At 57.4% G+C, this 19998-nt stretch carries 12 protein-coding genes; 8 read left to right on the forward strand and 4 right to left on the reverse strand.

Annotation, left to right across the window (positions count from 1 at the left end; genetic code table 11):
- Positions 1–490: 490 nt before the first annotated feature.
- From INR77_RS04235 to INR77_RS04245, 3 genes are all read left to right on the forward strand, one after another.
- Positions 491–1228: a hypothetical protein gene (locus INR77_RS04235; protein WP_223072683.1), complete on the forward strand. Its 738-nt coding sequence runs from the start codon at positions 491–493 to the stop codon at positions 1226–1228.
- A gap of 5 nt (positions 1229–1233) precedes the next feature.
- Positions 1234–1800 carry a hypothetical protein gene (locus INR77_RS04240; protein ID WP_223072684.1) on the forward strand — a complete coding sequence of 189 codons (567 nt, stop codon included), beginning with the start codon at positions 1234–1236 and terminating at the stop codon, positions 1798–1800.
- Between the two features lie 122 nt (positions 1801–1922).
- Positions 1923–3494: a hypothetical protein gene (locus tag INR77_RS04245; RefSeq protein WP_223072685.1), complete on the forward strand. Its 1572-nt coding sequence runs from the start codon at positions 1923–1925 to the stop codon at positions 3492–3494.
- Positions 3495–3828: 334 nt separating this feature from the next.
- Here INR77_RS04245 and INR77_RS04250 read toward each other — a convergent pair whose 3' ends face one another.
- The 3 genes from INR77_RS04250 to INR77_RS04260 are packed head-to-tail and all read right to left on the reverse strand — an operon-like array spanning position 3829 to position 9247.
- Entirely contained in the window at positions 3829–5052 is a 1224-nt protein-coding gene (locus INR77_RS04250) for a TolC family protein (RefSeq protein WP_223072686.1), read from the reverse strand.
- A gap of 1 nt (position 5053) precedes the next feature.
- Positions 5054–8158 carry an efflux RND transporter permease subunit gene (locus INR77_RS04255; protein WP_223072687.1) on the reverse strand — a complete coding sequence of 1035 codons (3105 nt, stop codon included), beginning with the start codon at positions 8156–8158 and terminating at the stop codon, positions 5054–5056.
- Between the two features lie 6 nt (positions 8159–8164).
- Positions 8165–9247: an efflux RND transporter periplasmic adaptor subunit gene (locus tag INR77_RS04260; protein WP_223072688.1), complete on the reverse strand. Its 1083-nt coding sequence runs from the start codon at positions 9245–9247 to the stop codon at positions 8165–8167.
- A gap of 105 nt (positions 9248–9352) precedes the next feature.
- Between INR77_RS04260 and INR77_RS04265 the strand changes: the two genes are divergently transcribed.
- From INR77_RS04265 to INR77_RS04285, 5 genes are all read left to right on the forward strand, one after another.
- The gene (locus INR77_RS04265) at positions 9353–10009 is read left to right on the forward strand and encodes a response regulator transcription factor (RefSeq protein ID WP_223072689.1); all 657 of its coding nucleotides are present in this window, start codon (positions 9353–9355) and stop codon (positions 10007–10009) included.
- Complete coding sequence (locus INR77_RS04270; RefSeq protein WP_223072690.1) at positions 10006–11358, forward strand: HAMP domain-containing sensor histidine kinase; 1353 nt, start codon at positions 10006–10008, stop codon at positions 11356–11358. The genes INR77_RS04265 and INR77_RS04270 overlap by 4 nt, the downstream gene beginning before the upstream one ends.
- Before the next feature lie 226 nt (positions 11359–11584).
- Positions 11585–14641, forward strand: a complete 3057-nt coding sequence (locus INR77_RS04275) for a CHAT domain-containing tetratricopeptide repeat protein (protein WP_223072692.1) — start codon at positions 11585–11587, stop codon at positions 14639–14641.
- Positions 14642–14981: 340 nt separating this feature from the next.
- The gene (locus INR77_RS04280) at positions 14982–16424 is read left to right on the forward strand and encodes an amidohydrolase (protein ID WP_370632281.1); all 1443 of its coding nucleotides are present in this window, start codon (positions 14982–14984) and stop codon (positions 16422–16424) included.
- Positions 16421–17725, forward strand: coding sequence for an amidohydrolase family protein (locus tag INR77_RS04285; protein ID WP_223072693.1), 1305 nt, complete (start codon positions 16421–16423; stop codon positions 17723–17725). The genes INR77_RS04280 and INR77_RS04285 overlap by 4 nt, the downstream gene beginning before the upstream one ends.
- Positions 17726–17884: 159 nt before the next feature.
- On the opposite strand, the gene INR77_RS04290 is transcribed toward INR77_RS04285, so the two are convergent.
- Positions 17885–19672, reverse strand: coding sequence for a recombinase family protein (locus INR77_RS04290; protein WP_223072694.1), 1788 nt, complete (start codon positions 19670–19672; stop codon positions 17885–17887).
- Positions 19673–19998: the final 326 nt, after the last annotated feature.

Genomic DNA, 19998 nt, shown 5'->3' on the forward strand with positions numbered 1-19998 from the left:
AGGCCCCTCGTTATCTTCTCAATTGGAAAGAACTAGGAGACAAAAATGGGCGCATCGGGTGGCCACAAGCCGCGTATTTTTGATCTCCACTGACACTAAATCACTCGGTAGGAAGAAACGCAAATGCCATATTGGGGATTTGAGCATACAAATTCCTCAACAATTTCCATGGCCGTCGTTTTCGAATTTTGCTGCAAATTGGGTCGCAAGCTGTCCAGCTGATTCCGGTGCCCCCGCATAGGGTTGTCAGTCCGTTCTCAGGACCGCGCCTGATGTCGCTTTCAGGCCGCTTCTGGGTGTGGAAGCGGACATTCAAGACTCGTACCTGAAAGACCCAGTCTTGGGCCGTAAATAGCCGAAATCCAAACTCTAAATACACACCACTTTCCGGGGGGCAGGTCAGCTGAACAACCTTGACGAAAATGATTATAACATGGAGTGAATGACGCTAACTTGGCCACTGCAATGGGGGATTTGAGGCGACATGTTTTTGAGCGAGTTTTTAGTTGCAGTCTTTATCGCAGGCCAACCAGGCCATAACCTCATCTTTACCCAGGGCAGTGTCGAAGAAGAGTTCGGAGCTGCCGGTTCTGTGATCCAGGCAGAAAGCGGGGCTCCGACACGCCTCATCGGCGACCCTGCTGAGGCAGAGGCAATCATTGAAGAAGAGGTGACCAGCTTTCTCATCGAAGCACTTAACTCTCGAGAGGCGCTGAAGCCGCAAAGTGACGAGCATAAGTTAGTCGCCGAGCAGTTATGGACTGCTTCTAGTGCATTGGTTGACGCTATTCGCTCAGCTGACCCAAAGACGCAGGCTGGTTTTATTCCCGTAATAGAAAACCTACGTTTTGCGACTGTGAACTTGCAGTCGAACAAAGATGTGAATGAGGCGGCAGCAATCGCAAGGTCAATAAACGAACTCACTACAATTCAGAATTCGCCGGGCATCTTTGATGATGGCAGCAAGCTCGTTGAAGTCGAGGTAAACGCTCTCGAGGGCGAGGCCGCTGCTAATGGCTATTATGTCTGGCTGGACCTTGCGTGTTGTGTGTCTGGCGAAAGATCATTCAATCCCTTACCAAATACCACCAGCCCCGCGTCAGGCGCCGTGGTCCCCGGCCTTTACCTGATACGCCTCCGGAAGGGCGGTAAAACGGTTAGCAGCCGTGAGGTGCTTATTGGACGTACTGGTAGCTCCGAACGAATTGATATGGTCATTGTGGAATGACGAATATGGAGAACGAGCTTCGCTCAGTTCGCTCCGGATGGTCAATCGCGGCTGGTCTGATCGCGTGGCTAATCGGTATACTGACCCCCGCAATTGCTTTCGATGTCGAGCTTTCGATCAAGAGTGATGCTGGTACGCAATATCGAGCCTACTTCCAGATTATGGCGACAGTGCTATTCATCTTTACTTGGCGTTGGGCGCAGCGTTCTTCGAACTGGCTCTTGGGATTAATCCTAGCCATCTCAGCAGCCTTATTTGTGATCTACGGAGTGATCAAAGATGAATGGACCTGCACCTATCTAGATTCAGCAAACTATATCATCGGCTCAGAACTGCGACCGAATGCCGCAGCCATATTCGAGACGCGTGACTTGGTTAGCAGGCCATGCATTGATCAACTCGCTCCATTTGGAGGCGATGCGGCATTGGTTTGGGTGGAACAGGAGCTGTTCGTCAGATTTTTATCCTTGTTTGGTCTTTATTCTGCAGCGTGGTTTTCATTGGCTCTCGTTGTCATTTGCGCAGCGAAAAGAGCTGGCGAAGGCATGATACAAGACGGGCAAAAGAAATGATTGCAACCTTCATACATTGGAGGAGACCTCCCAGTTTCTTTAGCGCTTTAACGGTCGTCGTTGCATTGGCCCTTCTAGTCCCCGGCCACCTCTGGGCTCAAAATAGTAGCACTGATTCACTGTTGGACTACGACAAGGTAACAGAGATCCGTTCGACCTTTTTGGATGAATGGGTCAGCATGCCAGAATTGCGCATCACATCCGGCGACAGAATCGAATTCAAGGATGGGACTGTATCTCTTGGCCAATTGAAACTCGACGAGATCAATGAGTTGGTGGGACGCGATGCCATTATCGCTTTTGTTCTATCTCATGAGGCTTGGCATTGGGTGCAAAGCCAAGGCTACACGCCTAATCAAATTTCGCAGCTGCAAGAAGCTCGCATGCTTGAGTGCGAGGCTGACTTTATGGGGGGGTTCGCTTCTTACCGAGCGCTTAAGTCTGTTGACATGAACCGATCAGAACTGGAAGCTGCAAAACTGGCTATTGAAGCTTTCATTGCGGTCAACCAGCCACAGAATGACGAACTCAGGCATTATCCACCTCAAAATAGACGCAGATCCGTTTTCGGGCTGGGATGGTCCCAGGCAAGGTCTGGTCAAGCGCTCTCTTTGAGCGGCAATCTGTCCGAACAAGTACCAAATGAAATCGAAGTCTTAAGTCAGATATGTCTTCGGATCACAGAAGCATCCGATGGCTCCTTAGGACAGATATGGACGCGATCTAGGACAAAATCCGTCGATGGTGGCTTCGAAATCCTTGTCGAGATTGAGAACCAATCTAATCGCCCGATTTCAGTAGGCACTCTAGCGCTTGGTACCGTGAATATCGCTCAACGAGGACGAAGAACTATCAGCGGAACCCCACGCGTTGGTTTTATAGAGCCTGATGGACCTAGTCGGATTGCTACAGCGTATCATGCCGTTATCGATCAGATCACTGTTGGTGGAGGCGCTCAGGCAACGCGAAGTCTCTATATTCCACATGATCGAACGCTCGAGGAAGGTGACGAGGCAGACTATCGGCGACGATATTTTGGGACTGAGTATCCGTTCGCCTTTTTGGGGACTGGCAACCTTGTGACTTCGAGGTACGCAGATTTGGCTCCATCGTCACAACCAATCGGGATTCGAACTGATCAAAGACATTGCATCACCAGGCAGCAGAGACCGCCCCGCAGATCCGACCGGGCGCTCTTCAATCGGATCACCCTAGCTGCTAAGACGGCAAACGAGAATTTCCGCCCCCTTGCTGGCACGCGCGTCCGCGACAACCCCTATTTGGGGCGGTCCATCGCCCTTCGCGATGGGGTTCGACAGTCAGAGTGGGACGTTATCAACTTGAACGGAATACTCCCCCCGAACGTTCAATTGAGCGCGTTTGAGAGCGAAGACGTCGATGCCCTAGAATCCGAATTTCAAAGGCTAAAGGGGCTTTTTTCGGAGCTCTGCGGCGAGAGCGCGATGTCAGTCACGGCCCCCTTCATCGGCGCAAAGTCGGACATGGATACGTTTTACGTTCGAGAGTTCGCCGACGGAGTCGAACTGAGCGTACGTAAGTCCTTATTTGCGAGCGTTCGCGCTCAATACCAAGAATACTTACGGAACAACCTTGCCGAGGAAGGTTTCGATTTACCACCACGAAGAGAAGGTGGGCGTATCGTGGTCACTATATTTAGAGACCTTGGTCTTTGAGATATAGCTGACTACCGACTTTAGCGCTATCACGCCCTCTCTTAGAGCGTTTTCCGTTCATTCCGGCTCATATTGACGTGCCCCCCAGCTTTTCGCGAGCTTCTGTAGTGGCCAAGACGTCTGACATTGGCGCGCAAATCGGACAGCAGCGTTTATGTCCGCAATTGGGGCGTGAGCTGAATGGCAGCTTTCGAGTACCTACTGACTACGAGCCGACGTTCCGCTCTCGGCCCATTTGCAGTCCATCTGCTTTGCGCTCTAATCTCGGTCATCGGAGGGTCACAGCCAGTATCCCGAAAGCTGACATCTGATCGGGTAGTTCGTACTGACTCTTTTAGTCCGCCAGCCACAGTTCATGGCTGTCGATGCGCAGCTTCGTGATGGCGCGCATGGCTTCGGCGCGGGCTTCGGCCTCAATGCGAAAGGCATCGTGGACCATGCGTTCGCCCAGCAGAAGGTCTGCCAGATCGATTGCCCCTAGTTGGTGGCCCCGGCGAAGCTTGGCGAGAGCGGTCATCTGCGCTTCCACCGTCTCGCGCGAGCGTTTCCATGCAGCGATGCGATACCGTGCCTCGGCCACATCCGCGCTTGCCGTTTCCTGAACATTGAAGCGCGCAAGCTGTTCCTCGGCGCGTGCCGCTGATGCACTCGCGCTTGCCTCATTGGCCAAGGCTTTGCGATGGCCACCGCCAAGCGGGATAGAAACCACCACACCGGCTCCGCGCTCGAGACCGCCAAATTCGGAGAAAAGCCTGAGGCCGACGGTCGGATCGGCAATCCGGTCAGCAGCGGCCCTGTCAGCTGAGGCTGCCATGCGTGCGCTTTGCGCTTCGGCAGCATCGATCAAATGGCTATTGACCACGACAAGGTCTCCGAGCTGGGACAAGCGCGCATCCGCGATATCCGGCAGCGGAACTTCCGGAACTTTGTTTGGCAGTAGAAGCCCGGCAAACTGCACTTCGAGCCGTGAGCGAGCGAGCTTGGCAAGGCCCTGTGACTGTTCGAGCATACGCCGCGCTTCGGAAAGGGCGGCCTGCGCTTGGTCGACTTCCAGCTGCGAGGCATCGCGCAAGTCGCGGCGGCGTTCAACAGCGGCCAGCGCCTTTTCATAATTTTTGACCGCAGCGCGATCGGCCTTTTCCTGTGCTCCGGCGGACAGCCAGTCAAACCAGTGCGAGGCCAGCAAAAGCGTGACTTCGTGCCGGGCGTCTTCCGCCAGATTTTCCGCAACGTCGATGCCATGTCTGCCGATCTGCCGGTCGAGCCGCGCTTTACCCGGCAAGCGAAACGCGCGGCTCAGTTGCGCATCATATTCGTCAAACTCTTCACCGCCACCGACGCTGCGGCGTTGGTAAGTGCCTTGCACACTGAATTCATATGGCCCCTTTTTCAGCCCCTCCGCCTGCGCCCGCGCCGCTTCGAGCCGGGCATACGCGGCTACGACGCTGGGATGGTCGTCAAGAGCCTTCAAAACCAACGCTTCTTCAGGCAGACCCTGTTCAGCGGCGAGGGGGCTTGCAAGACCCAACAGGGGCAGCAGGATTGTGAAAAGCCGCATATCAGTTCTCCACCGGGTGCAGCATGTCGCCGGCCTCGCGCTCGGTCGTGCTTTCGCCGAACCGTTCGTAAAGGATCGGTAGAAGGATGAGCGTGAGCAGCGTTGCAGAGACAAGTCCGCCAATAACAACGATGGCCAGCGGCTTCTGTATCTCAGAGCCGGGACCTGTCGCAAACAACAGAGGGACAAGGCCAAAGGCAGCGATGCTCGCGGTCATCAAAACAGGGCGCAGCCTGCGTTCGGCTCCCCGTCTGACTGCTTCGGGCAGCGGCATGCCTTCCTCGCGCAATTGGCGGAAATAGGTCACCATGACGAGGCCGTTCAGGACGGCGATGCCAAGTAACGCAATGAAGCCAACAGAGGCGGGGACCGAGAGATACTCGCCCGAAATCGCCAGCGCGACCATCCCGCCAACCACCGCGAATGGAATATTGGTGAGGATCAATAAGGAGGCGCGTACCGAGCCGAGGGTGAAATACAGAATCGCAAAAATTAGCAGGATCGAAACCGGCAGGACGACCATCAACCTTGCCGAGGCGCGCTGCTGGTTTTCAAATTGGCCACCCCATTCGAGCCGATACCCTTGCGGCAAAGCGACATTGGCCGCGATATCGGCCTTGGCGTCTTCGACGTAGCCGACAAGGTCGCGGCCTGAGACGAAGGCCTGAACCATGGCATAGCGCGAGCCGTTCTCATGCTCGAGCTTGACCGGCCCTTCGACCTGGCTGACCTGCGCAACATCGCTAGCGCGGACCAGCTGGCCCGAGGGCGCGCGATAGACCAGGTCTGCAAACCCCTGCGCCGTTAGCTCCTGCGAACCTTCGCCGCGAAGCACGATGGGCACCCGTCGCACCCCTTCGGCGACAATGCCGCTGTGCACGCCTTCAACCTGTGCCCGCATCATGTCCTGCAAGTCGGACACCGGCATGCCCACCCGTCCGGCCGCGACGCGGTCAATATCGATCAGCAGGTAATCAACCTGATCATTGGCAACAGTCATCGCTTCGCTCGTGCCCTCGATGGTCTCCAGCCGGTCCTGGATTTCCCCTGCCAGCCGCGAGAGTTCGTCGAGGTCGGGGCCGAACAGTTTGATCGCCAGATCACCGCGTGCGCCGGTGAGCATTTCGGAGGTGCGCATGTCGATCGGTTGCGTGAAGGTCGGCTCGATGCCGGGGAACTGCTCCATCACCTTGCGGAGCTCGTCCAGCAGCCATTCCTTGTCCTGCACCCGCCATTCTTCACGCGGCTTGAGCTTGAGGAAACTGTCGGTCTCATTGGGGCTCATCGGGTCGAGTCCGAGCTCGTCAGAACCGACGCGGGCGATGACGGCCTCGACTTCAGGCACTTGCTCAAGGATAGCGCGCTGCACCTTCATGTCGCCTTCGACGCTGTGGTCGAGCGAGATCGACGGCAGCTTGGTCAACTGAACGATGATCGAGCCTTCATCCATGACCGGCAGGAACGTCTTGCCAGTGATGCTGTAAGCACCGACGGTGAGCGCCAGGCCGATCCCCGCTACGGTGAACACGCGCTTCTTGTGCGCGAAAGCTCCCGCAAGCAGCGAAGAATAGCGCGGGGCGATCTTGCGCATCAGCCACGGCTCGTGGTGGCCGTGTTTGACCTTGAGCAGGTAGAACGCCAGCACCGGGATCAATGTCAGCGACAGCACCAGCGCCGATGCGAGCGCGAGGACGATGGTCAATGCCACGGGCGAAAACAGCTTGCCTTCCAGCCCTTCGAGCGTGAGCAGCGGCAGGAACACCAGCGCGATAATGGCGAGGCCCGAGGCAACGGGCTTGGCAACTTCGGCGGCAGCGATGAAAACATTGTGCAGCTTGCTACTCTTGGCATGTCCGGGGTCGGACAGGCGCTCGACGACATTCTCCACCACCACCACCGCGCCATCGACCAATATGCCCACGGCGATGGCGAGCCCGCCAAGGCTCATGAGATTTGCGCTGAGGCCGATCGAGCGCATGAAGATGAATGTGAGCAGCGCCGCCATCGGCAGGGCCAGCGCGACAATGATCGAAGCGCGAATGTCACCGAGGAACAGCAGTAGCAGGATCACCACCAGCACAGTCGCTTCCAGCAGCGCGGATTCCACTGTGCCGACCGCACGGGTGATGAGGTCCGAACGGTCGTAGAACACATCGACGCTCATGCCTTCCGGCAGACTCGGTTGGATATCTTCCAGCCGCTGCTTCACACCGGCGACCACCTGGCTGGCATCCGCGCCGCGCAGCCCAATAACGAGGCCTTGCACGGCTTCGCCGGTGCCGTTCTTGCTCACTGCGCCATAGCGGGTGAGGCTTCCGCTGCGCACATCGGCGACATCGCCCACGCGCACCACTGCCCCATTGCCGGATTTGACAACCACTGCGGCGAGGTCTTCAAGCGTTTTGATCGCCCCGGTGGATCGGACAATCAGCGATTCCTCGCCACTGGTCAGACGCCCGGCACCATCGTTGCGATTGCTCATCTCGATGGCATCGGCGAGGTCAGCGGTGGACAGGCCCGCCGCTGCCAGCGCCAAGGCATTGGGCGTGACTTCAAAAGTCTCGACATAGCCGCCCAGCGCATTGACATCGGCCACGCCCGGCACAGTGCGCAAAGCCGGGCGAATGGTCCAGTCGAGGACTGTGCGCTTTTCCGCCAGCGATTGCGGGCCTTCGAGCGTGAACATGAACATTTCGGAGAGCGGAGTCGAAATCGGCGCGAGCCCGCCTTCAACGGTCGCGGGCATATCGCCCATGACCGCATTGAGCCGCTCGGCCACCTGCTGGCGCGCCCAGTAGATGTCGGTGCGGTCCTGGAAATCGATGGTGATATCTGCGATGGCATATTTGGCGACCGAGCGCAGCACGGTCTGCTCAGGGATCCCGAGCATCTCCATCTCGATCGGGGTGACGACTCGGCTCTCTACCTCCTCCGGGGTCATGCCGGGTGCCTTGAGGATGATCTTCACCTGCGTGGTGCTGATGTCAGGAAAGGCATCGATGGGGAGCTTGGCAAAGGACCAAGCGCCAATACCTGCGAGCACCAGCGCGAGGGCAATAACGGCGAGGCGCAGGTTGAGCGCCTTCTCGACGAGGTTGCGCAGCATCCGAGCCTACTCCGCGTTCATGGCCTTGAGTTCCGCGATGCTGTTGGCGGCGACCACTTCGCCAGCTTTCAACCCCGCGGAAATCACCGCCTGATCGCTGGTGGTGGCGACCACCGTGACCTTGCGCGGTTCATAGCTCTTGCCCTTGCGCACGAAGACATGGTCCTCGCCGCCGATCTTGGTCACCGCATTGGCAGGAATGGCAATGCCGCCTTGCGCTGCGCTGCCCTTGATCGTGACGCTGACATTACGACCGGCAACGATCCCTGGGGCAGCGCTGACGCTCGCGCGGGCGAGAACAGAGCGCGTAGTCGGATCGATAGATGGCGAAACAGCAAGTATCTGTCCGCCGACCGGGATCGCCTCGCCTGCTTCGCTCGCCAGCATTATCTCGACCGGCATGCCGGGACGAACTTGCTTGGCCAGCCGTTCAGGCAGTTGCAGTTCGATCTGGTAGGAGCCTTCAGCCTCGATCACGAAGGGGGCTTCCATACCGTCGACCGGGCCGCCGGTTTCCGTGCCGACATGCGCGACACGGCCACCGATGGGCGCGCTCAGCGTCATCATGCCATCGGGCCCAACGCCGCCGAGCGAAGCCAGCCGTCGCTGTTCAGCAACGCTGGCGCGGGCTTGCTCCAGTGCGGCGCTGGCTTCGTCGGCACGCGCCTGCGCGATGATACCTTCATCAGCAAGTTGGGTAAGACGTCTGGCGCGGGCTTCAGCTAGTCCGACTTCGGTTCGGGCGCGAGAGAGATCACCGCGGATCTGCACCGGCTCGGCCGAGCGCACCAGCGCCAGCGGCTGGCCGCGCCGCACTGCCTGGCCTTCGATGACATAGACCCGAACTGCCGCGCCGGGGAAAGGGGCCGTCACCGCAACCCGCGCTTCGGGCGGCAGAGTTATGGTGCCGGGCACAGTACCGAGCGGCACATTGGCAACTTCGCCCGCTTTCACCGCCTTGATGGCGAGTCCCTCCAGCGGATCAGCGGCAGCAGGACTCTCAGCCTCAGGCTCGGCGGTGTCGGAACAAGCCGGGAGCGCTACAAGCGCAGCGATCAGGGCAAGCGGGGCAATGGCGCGGTGAGTCATGCCGCTTCAATGCTCCGCGAAGCTGACAATAACTTGTCAGTTTGGCAGCTTGTTGTCAGTTTCGCGCTCCATACTGACCTTTACCGTTGAGGAGTGCCCCCGGCTATGCGCCTGCTACTTGTTGAAGACGATCCCGAACTTGGCCGCCGGCTGAGTGATCGCTTGCGCGGGACCGATTTTGCCGTTGAACTGGCAACCAGTCGCAGCGAAGCAGAGGATTGGCCGGATGTCGAAAAAATGGCGGCAATCATCCTCGATCTTGGCCTGCCCGATGGCGACGGGCTGGACCTGTTGCGGCACTGGCGCAATGCACGGGTCGATACGCCGATCCTGATCCTGACTGCGCGCGGCAGCTGGCAGGACAAGGTCGAAGGCCTCAATGCCGGGGCCGATGATTTCGTGGTCAAGCCCGTCCGCTTCGAAGAATTGCAGGCACGTCTCAACGCGCTGTTTCGCCGCCAGCAGGGCTCGCGCAGCACACTGCTGGAAGCGGGTGACCTGGCTCTCGATCCCTTGGCCCGCACGGTTGCGCACGATGGTGTGCCGCTTTCGGTCAGCAAGCAGGAGTTTCGCTTGCTTCACTTGTTTATGCGCCGTGCTGGGCAGGTTATGTCACAGGGCGATATCCTTGATGACCTCTATGAACTGGATGCCGAGCGTGAGCGCAATACGGTGGAGGTGCTGGTGGGGCGTTTGCGTCGGAAGATCGGGCGCGAGCGCATCGTCACCCTGCGCGGCATGGGTTATCGGTTCGAGAAATGAGCAAACTTCCTGTTCCCGGCAGCCTCAGACTTCGTTTCCTGCTGGCGATCACCGTCTGGGTCCTGCTTTGTGTAGGGGCGATCTGGTTCTCCGCTGCGGGCATTTTCAGCCGCCATGTCGAAGCGTCTTATCATGAAGAACTGGAAGTTCATGTCCGCGAGCTTGGCCGTTTGACAGAAATCGGCGATACCGGCGAATTGCTGCTGAGCCGCCCCTTGTCAGACCCGCGCTATGAAGAGCCTTTGTCGGGGTTTTACTGGCAGATCACAGCGGATGGTCGCGCCCCCTTGCGCTCGAAATCGATGACTCGCGGCACGCTGGACGAGCATATCGCCCACTCACCAGAAATCCTGCACACGCTGGAGAGTGGCCCGACCGGGCCGGCAATTACCTATGGCTTTACCCGCAAGGGACCAGCGGGAGAGGACATCCATTTCGTCATCGCCACAGACCAAAGCGAGCTCGACAGGCTGATCGGCAGCTTTACCCGCGACCTGACATTGTGGTTGGCCGGGTTGGGCGCTTTGCTGCTCGCCACCGGCCTTGCCATCATCAGCTTCGGCCTGCACCCGCTGGACCGATTGTCACAGGCGATCGGAAGGCTGCGGCGTGGCGAAGCGCAGCGTTTGCAGGGCTATTATCCGGCAGAGATCACGCCGCTGGTGGCTGAATTCAATGCCTATATTCACCAAAATGCAGAGATGGTTGCCAAGGCCCGCGTGCAGGCGGGCAACCTTGCCCATTCGCTGCGCACTCCGCTGGCCATCATCACCGACGAAGCTGAACGGATGGGCGAAACGGCTGCGGGTACTAGGTCGTCAATGGTCCTGCTGGATCAGGCGCAGACAATCGAACAGCAGATCGAGTATCAGCTTGCCCGCGCCCGCTCATCAATCGGGCAACCATACATTGCGCGTTGGGTGATCCTGCCGGACTTTGTAGAACCGATCTTGCGCGCGATGAAGCGCCTCCATCTAGGCAAGACGTTCTTGCTGGATACCGCTCGCTGCAAGGTCAGGGAGTTGCCACTTGATGCGGTCGACTATGCTGAACTGCTGTCAATTTTGCTCGATAACGCGGGAAAGTGGGCCAACGCTGAAGTAAGGCTTGAGTTTGTCAGCGATGCCGACGGATCTGTCACAGCGAGTGTAATTGATGATGGCCCCGGCATGCCGGAACAGGACTTGGGAAAAGCCTTCGAAATCGGTGCGCGTTTCGATCCAGAGAAGAGTGGCACAGGACTAGGACTTGCCATTGCCCGTGATCTTGCTGAAACCATGGGGCTGGCACTCAAAATAGAGAATACTAGGAACGGGCTACGTGCCACCGTTCACTATAAAGTAGCTTGAATTTGGCAAGCGAGCAGCCCAGTCGGTCCTCCATAAGAACGCTGGCTTATTGCACTCGGTTTCCGGAACCTGACATTCCGTTGTCGGCCCAAGCAGAGCCATCGGTTTATGGGTGAAACTATGCGGGACGACGCACAAGGCCGCGCAAGTGCTAAGGTTGCGTTTAAGGGATGACGCAGGCATTTCTTCCGTTTAATTATAGCAGACTGGGGTTGAAACTTAGACGATGATCCTTCGTAAATGCGTTATTGTTTGCGCTGCTATCGGCCTTTCCGCGAGCCTTGAAATCCAAGCGAGTGCGCAGACTGAAACTTCCGGCCAGTCCACGGTCGACCGTACGCAGAATGAAGATACTTCAAACCCTTCAAGGGTCGCGATCCAGCGGCTCATGAAACTCAATGCCCGCGCCATCGAATTGCTAGAAATCGGCGCGACAAGTGATGGTCTCGAGGTGTTCGGCTACGCGCTTTCGGGCGCGCAAAACGCCTTTGGTGCTGACAGTGCTATCGTCCATGTGATTGCTGCCAATTATTACCAGAGCCTCGAAGAAGAAGCGCGCGAACTGCTCGAAAGGGTAGAATACGGTGCATTCTTGAACGAGAGCGAAATCCGCCCGTTGATTGATCAGATGGAACGGCTGGAGCAAGACTATCCGGGGCGACGCCATGTCGATGCAATTGACTTCCTCTACAAACGAGCCGCCAATATAGCCGAGAGCGGAGGCCTTCGCGAAGCCAGGCGCCTGTTTCGCGAGGCCCACCGGCTGAATGTGGAAGTGCGCGGCGAGAAGCATCCTGAAACGCTGGCCGCACGCGCGGAATATGCTTTCACGCTGAGCCGTCTTGGACGGGCCGAGGAAGCGATGGAGATCACACAGGAAGTTCTTCGCCAGCGGCAGGCCATGCTGGGCGATCGCCATCCCGACACGCTACGCAGTCTCAGCCATTACGCCCATTCGCTGCGCGGATTGCGGCGCTTCGCGGCGGCGGCAGAGGTTGACCAACAGGTTCTTGACGCGCGCCGCGAGATACTGGGCTCGGACGCCGAAGAGACCCTTGAAAGCCTTACCCATCTCGCCGCTGACCTACGTGCGCTGGGCCGATATGAGGGAGCGCTCGCATTGATCGAAGAAGCCCTGAGCGTGCAGGCTGGCAAGCTTGGCAATTACCATTCCGACACGCTCCGGAGCCTTTCGGACAAAGGCAGCATCCTTGCCGACCTGAAACGCTATGAAGAGAGCGCGATAATCTTCGACGCTCTCTATCCGTATCTTCAAGAGGCCAAGGGCGAAGAGAACGAGCTAACCCGGCAGGTCCAAGGCGATTATGGCTCTGTCCTTTTCAGGCTAGGTCGCTTGGAAGAGGCTAAAGACCTTCTGTATAAAGCGCGCGAAGCGACGCTCTCCGCGCTCGGCGGCAAGCATCCCGAAACGCTCGCGAGGCACCTCGAATATACCGAATTGCTGCTCGAAATGGACAACTCGACGCTGGATCAGGCTTTGGCAACACAGCGGGCCGCGATAGGGACGGTGCAGGCCTATCGAAGCCGTCTCGCGCTTCAATTTGGCAGCGCTCTGTCGCAAGCAGGTCAGAAAGAAGCAGAAAAAGGAACTCTCCAGGACGCCGAGAAAGCTTATGCTGACAGTTTCTGGGCTACTAAAATAACAGAGCGCCCCGGCACTTTAGGTCTTTCTTCTAACGAAATGAGCGCGGCCGGCATGCGCCTGACTTTCGCTGCGCTTCAGGCCGCGAACACGGGCTCGGCGTCGAAGGCGCTGGCGCGCGCGGCCGCCTCGCGCTTCGCAGCCACAGCTGGCCTGCAAGAGTTGGTTGAAGAGCGCCAGGCTTTGATCGAGGAGTGGGCGCAGCTGACTGGTGCAATGGCATCGAGCATCAGCGGAACAGGCGCTTCTCTTTCGGGCCGCAAGGCGCTCGATGATCGTATTGAGGCAGTTGAACGGCGGGTGAGCCGGCTCGATGAGCGGCTCAAAAACGAAGCGCCGCAATATTTTTCGATCATTGATGAAGATCGCAAAAGTCTCTCCGAGATGCGCGAGATCCTCGGGCCTGACGAGGCGATCCTTCTGCTGACCCCAACCCGGCGCGGTACGCACTCGATGGTTGTAGCGCGCGATCGTTTCGGATGGTGGCGCTCGGACCGGTCCGAGACGGAAATAAATGATACAGTCGCGGAGTTTCGCTTGGGCCTCGAAGTTCAGGCGGGCAGTGATTTTCTGCCAGCTTTCGATGTTGAACTTGCTCACGCGTTATACGCTGATCTTGTCGAACCCGTGAAACAGGCGCTGCAAGGCAAGACGCGGGTTTATGTGGTCGCTGGCGGCGCTCTCTCGCGGCTTCCCCTCGGCACACTGCTGACGGAACCCGTCGCGCCTGATCTCGATCCGTTCGATCCCGAAACGTTGCGCAACGCCAGCTGGCTTGCGGACAGCTATGCGCTCGTGCAACTTCCATCGGTGCAGTCCCTTTTTTACATCCGTTCTTTCGGGATCACCGGTGACGATAGAGCAGGAGCTGGCTTTACAGGATTTGGGGATCCCGAACTTCGGGGCAGCGCGCGGGTGCGCGGCGCGCGCTCCGCCACGATCGAGGCGATCGACGCAGCGAGGCTGGTGAGCGAACTGCGCGGTGAAACCGGTGTGCCTTTGATGAACCCCGAAGCGCTCAAGTCCCTTGCTTCATTACCGGGTACAAAGACCGAGCTCGAACGGGTCAGAGAAGCTCTCGGAGAACCCGAGAATACGTTGTTTTTGGGCGATCGCATGACGGAAACCGCCATTCGCAAGCTCGATCTTTCAACAACGCGCATCCTGCATTTTGCGACACATGGATTTACCAGCGAGGAAAGTGGCGAGACAGCCGAACCTGGACTTGTATTTACGCCGCCAGACGAGGCAACTGCTTTTGATGATGGCTATCTCGCCGCGTCTGAAGTGATCGAACTCGACCTCAGCAGTGCTCGGTGGATAGTCATGTCAGCCTGCAATACCGCATCGCCTTCGGGAAAGCCCGGCGAGACTGGGCTCTCTGGGCTCGCGCAATCGTTTTTCTATGCCGGGGCGCAAAGCCTTCTTGTTAGTCACTGGCCGGTGTTTGACGACATTGCTCCGCTCCTCACAGTAGAGACGCTCAAGCGCTCCCAAGCTGGTCAGGGGCGTGCAGAAGCCCTGCAAGCTGCCATGCGGCAAATCCGCGAGGATCCAAAACTCGATGCTGCACACCCTGCGGTGTGGGCGCCATTCACGCTGGTGGGTGAAGGTCGGTAAGCAAGCAATGCCTTTTGCGCATTAGCAGGCTCTTCAATGTTTATCAGGTTTATACATCGAATAGTTGAACTGACTTCCCCTGTTCCATGAACTGATTTGATGATTGGGATTGGCAAATTTAGAGGATAAGGGTGTGGGTCTCGGCCGCGCCAGGCGTATCATCTCGTCGCTGCGTGCGTTTGGTGAGACTCTATCCTGACGCCTTCAGACTATTGCGTCTTATTGGCCGGCCGCAACAAGTGCCGATTATAACCAAAGCAAAAGCAGTCCAGCGCAGTGGACATTCTCTATGCTCCTCGCCATTCTACCGCAAAAGTTTAAAATGCGAAGGGCCCATTCTATGGACGATATTGGTATTCTGGTGTTCGCGACGCGCTGGGGACGGAGCCGGTTGGGTTCAATTTCACGGGGCGTGGCAAGCGTCTTTGCACTCGCCGCCTTGGCCGCCAGTGGACCGGCTATCGCCGATGACAAGAAACGGGATAACAGGGCAGCCGAGTTCGTTGCCATGACCGAAGCGGAAGGCCCGTATCCTTCGACTTACAAGCCATATCCGGGTGTCCCGACAGCTTTGGTGGGCGCTACCGTTTTTGATGGCGCGGGCAACCGGATCGACAACGGCACAGTCCTTTTCAGGGACACCAAGATCGTCGCCGTGGGGGATTCTTCGCTTTCCACCGATGGCTATGTGGTCATGGATGGCACGGGCAAATTCGTGACGCCTGGCATCATCGATATCCACTCTCACCTTGGCGATGGGGCATCGCCGTCGGTTGCGGCGCATAGCGATGTCAACGAAGCGACGGCTCCAACCACAGCCGATGTCTGGGCCGAACATTCCGTCTGGCCTCAGGATCCCGGGTTTTCGCGCGCCATGGTCAATGGCGGCGTCACCAGTCTTCAAATCCTGCCCGGCTCGGCCAATTTGATGGGCGGACGAACAGCCACACTTAAAAATGTACCCGCGCGAACAGTGCAGGGCATGAAATTTCCAGGTGCGCCTTACGGGTTTAAAATGGCTTGCGGCGAAAATCCAAAGCGGGTTTATGGCAGCCGCAACCGCAAGCCTTCGACCCGCATGGGCAACCTCGCAATTAATCGCCAGACATGGTTGGACGCGATCAATTATGCCAACGATCCGAAAGCCAAGCGCGACCTGGCGATGGAAACGCTGGTAGGCGTGCTGCGGGGAGATATTTTGGTCCACAATCATTGTTATCGGGCCGACGAGATGGCGATCGTCATGGATATGGCGAAGGAGGCTGGATACCAGGTGAGTGCCTTTCACCATGCGGTCGAAAGCTACAAAATCGGCGATTTGCTTCGCGAAAACGATGTTTGCAGTGCAATTTGGGCCGATTGGTACGGGTTCAAAATGGAAGCCTATGACGCGATCCTCGAAAACGCGGCACTTCTGCACAAGGCGGGCGCCTGCGTCGTGATCCACTCCGACGACGAAAATGACATCCAGCGCCTCAATCAGGAGGCAGCCAAAGCGCAAGCTGCAGGCCACCGTTTGGGTATAGAAATAACGGATGCAACAGCCATTAGCTGGATTACGCTCAATGCGGCCAAGGCCATGGGTATCGACACAATGACCGGCAGTCTCGAAAGTGGTAAGATGGCGGATGTGGTGCTCTGGAATGGCGATCCACTCAGCGTTTATTCCCGGCCTGAGAAAGTCTGGATTGATGGCGCTTTGATGTATGACATGATGGATCGAAAGCTCCGGCCAGTAAGCGATTTCGAGCTTGGCCAGCCTGGTGAAGGGGACGTGAAATGAAGCGCTCTCTTGCTCTGGCTAGCTCGATCCTTGCTCTGGCCTTCAGCCCGGCGGCTGCTCAAGATATTGTGATCACAAACGCGACTGTCGTCGTAGGTGATGGGAGTGATCCGGTTGAAAATGGAACTGTGGTGGTGCGCGGTGGCCTTGTTGTCGCCGCCGGCACGAATGTGATGGAACCCGTTGATGTGCCTTCTCTTGATGCTGAAGGGAAATGGGTCACGCCGGGCCTCTTTGCCACGGTCACGACGTTGGGGCTCTGGGATGTTGGCGCGGTAAGCCAATCGAACGATCAGCGAGCTAGCAGGGCTCCATTTAGCGCTGCGCTCAAAGCTGCGCCTGTGATCAATCCAAATTCGCAGCATATCCTTGTGCACCGCGCCGCCGGGATCACCCGTGCGGCAATCTCGACGCTGCCGTCGGCCTCGATCTTTTCAGGCCAGGGTGCGATTATCGATCTGGACGGCGATGCATTCCCAGTGATGCAGGAGAATGCGTTTCAGATGGTGGCGATGGGTGAGCGCGGAGCGAGTATCGCCGGTGGTAGCCGTGCGGCCTCGCACATGCTTTTGCGCGCCGCCCTGCAAGAGGCATCGATCGCGCGCAGCAGCACACCGCGCGAGCACGAAATCGAAGCTGAAAACGGTGTGCTTCTCGGCCCCTATGACGTTGATGCTTTACGTCACGTCGTGAACGGCACGCAGCCACTCTACGTTCATGTCGAACGCGCTTCGGACATTCGGCAGGCGTTAGCGTTGAAGGATGAATTTGCGAAGCTTGATCTGGTGCTCGTTGGCGCAAGCGAGGGCTGGCTTGTGGCGGAGGAAATCGCAGCTGCTGGCGTTCCCGTTATCGCGGACGCACTGGATGACTTGCCCAGTGATTTTGAGCAATTGGCTGCAACGCAAAGCAATGTGGGTCGCATGAAGCGGGCCGGTGTGAAGGTTGCAATCAGTGCATCGGGCCTAAATCATGCGGGGCGGTTGCCACAGGCTGCGGGCAATCTGGTGGCGCTTACGAGAGTGCCTGGTGCGACAGGTCTTACGTGGGGCGAAGCCTTTGCAGCCATCAGCTCAGTGCCAGCGGATATTAGTGGGTTTGGCGGGAAGGCGGGCATTCTCAAAGCTGGCGCCGTAGGTGATGTGGTTATTTGGGACGGTGACCCCCTCGAAGTCGGCTCTGTCCCCACGCGGGTTTATATCGGTGGAGTTGAACAATCGCTCGATAGTCACCAGAGTCGTCTGAGGGATCGGTATTCAAGCGAAGATCAAGGCGACTTGCCTAGAGCGTATTCATGGTAGTCACGCCAAATCCTGCTTCGGGCAAATCGATCGCATAGTGAGTGCATGTCGAAGCGGTTTGGATGCAAAGGAAAAAGCGTAGGCAATCATCGTGAGGATTGGCCGGCGGCGATGCCAACTCGCTTGCATATGGGGCGACCATCGGCGTGTTGGCCAATTTTAGCTGGTTGCGCTTGGCCACATTCCCCGACCGTATAGTTTTCTTGGATCGATGGCTCGCTCAGGCGCTGGAAAACCATAGAGCTTTCGCTGGACTGCCCAATCGGTTGGAACATTGGAATTGAGCAAGACTTTCCTGTTGAGGCCGGGAGGCTGTGTCCCATCGAAAACCGCCGTTACAATGTCGGGAGCCAAATAGTTCAGCCGGATCAAACGGGCGAATTGGGCTGTACGGCAACCTTGGAGCCTGGCTAAGGCATCGAGATCAAGCTCGCGGTTTTCCTCCACAAGCCGCTGCGCCTTGCGTGCGCTTCGGAGGAGATCGACAAGCTTCTTGTCGGGCTTGCCTTTACATGAGCTGTTTCGTGGATTGATATGAAGCGACGGCCAACGCTCAGCTGTTACGGCTCGCACCGCAACGACATGCTCGTAGCGGGCATCGCTGCATGACCAGATCGATGGGCGCCCACGAAACTGCATCTCGCTGGTCCATTCGAGATAACGGCGTATTTCTAACATACGAAACCCGATCGAAATCTGATTTTCGCCAAGCTCGATCCGGTGCACGATTGCGTTGAAGAGTTCATGCAGGTGCCGCTTGCTTGTCGCCATCAGACGATCGGATGCAGCGGGCCCCTTGGCGGCCAAAGTTTCCAAATTTGGGCCGAATAGGCCAAGGCTTTTTATGGCTGTTCGAAGCTTTGCACGATCGCACAAAAATGCTGCAACTGCCGCTAAGACAACCTCATCGAGCTGGTCAGCGCTTGAACGATACTGGCGAAGGAACACCTTTTGCGACCAGATTGCATTGCTCGAGATATAGGTCTTGTAATATTTTCCATGCTGCCATTTCAGATCGAGCCGCATATGGCGACCCAAATCGTCCCAAAGCAGGCCCGCCAGGAAATGGTCGGTGTCCCGATTATGTGGCTTGCGCTTCTTGCGCTCCTCGCAAATTCTTTGCGCCTCGTTCCACACCTCTTTGCTCACTAGAGCCTCGTGTTCGCCGACATAGTTGGAGCCATGACCGCGGATTTCTCCGATATACATCGGGTTCTGGACGATAGCGTAAACTGTGCTCGGGCTGATTGGTTTGCCTCCGCGCGGGACACCGCGCGGTGAGTGTTTGACCGAGCTGCAATAACCTCGATCGCGAACCGCAGCCATGACCTTCGAATACCGCCGTGTCTTCAAAAACTCGTCAAAAATAAATTGGACGATCCTGGCTTCGGGTTTGTCGATCGCGAGGCCGTCTGGTGTTGCAACGTAGCCGAATGGTGGCAGTCCACCGTGCATCTTGCCGTGCCGCTTGCGTGTGTGGATGCTGTCGCGCACCCTTTCAGCGATAAGCTCGCGCTCGAACTGGGAAAAAGTCAGCAATATGTTGAGGATCATTCGGCCCATGCTGTCGGATGTGTCGAACGCCTGTGAGATCGAGACCAGCGCGATGTTACGTCGATCAAAGACCTCAATCATTCGCACGAAATCAGCAAGGCTGCGTGTCAGTCGATCAATTTTGTAAACGACAACAACGTCTATCTCTCCAGCTTCAATATCCCTCATGAGCTTCGAGAGGGCAGGTCGATCCATGCCGCTTCCTGAGTGACCGCCGTCGTCATAACGGTTCGGTAGCTCGATCCAGCCTTTATATTGTTGGCTGGTCACGTAGGCGCTGCTGATTTCGCGCTGTGTAGTTAAGGAATTGACGTCGTGTTCGAGGCGCTGGTTAGTGCTTTTGCGCGTGTAGATTGCGCATCGCTTGAGCGGCGCGACAGCTTCGATATTCATGAGGAGCCTCCAACAATTTCTCGAAGCGTTGCCCTTTTGACATCGAGCGAAAAGCACCAAGCGCCAGGTGCTGGCATTTGCGCGGCTGTGCGAGCCCACTGCTCAAAGAACCTGTATTCTGGCTTGCGCAACTTTTGCCGAGCTCAGGCTGGAAAATGCTGTTGAGAGAGACTGCTAAGCTTTTCCAGACAGGCTGTTGGCTTGGTGCCTTTTTGAGAACCCGAAATTTAATCTCGTGCTCCGTGCTAGTGCGTTCGGTTTATCATCGTGAGAGCGTTTCATGGAGTTCGAACGATGCCCAGTACCGCATCTTAAGCGGGAAAGCT

The organism is Erythrobacter sp. SCSIO 43205 (assembly GCF_019904235.1).
Lineage (GTDB): Bacteria > Pseudomonadota > Alphaproteobacteria > Sphingomonadales > Sphingomonadaceae > Erythrobacter.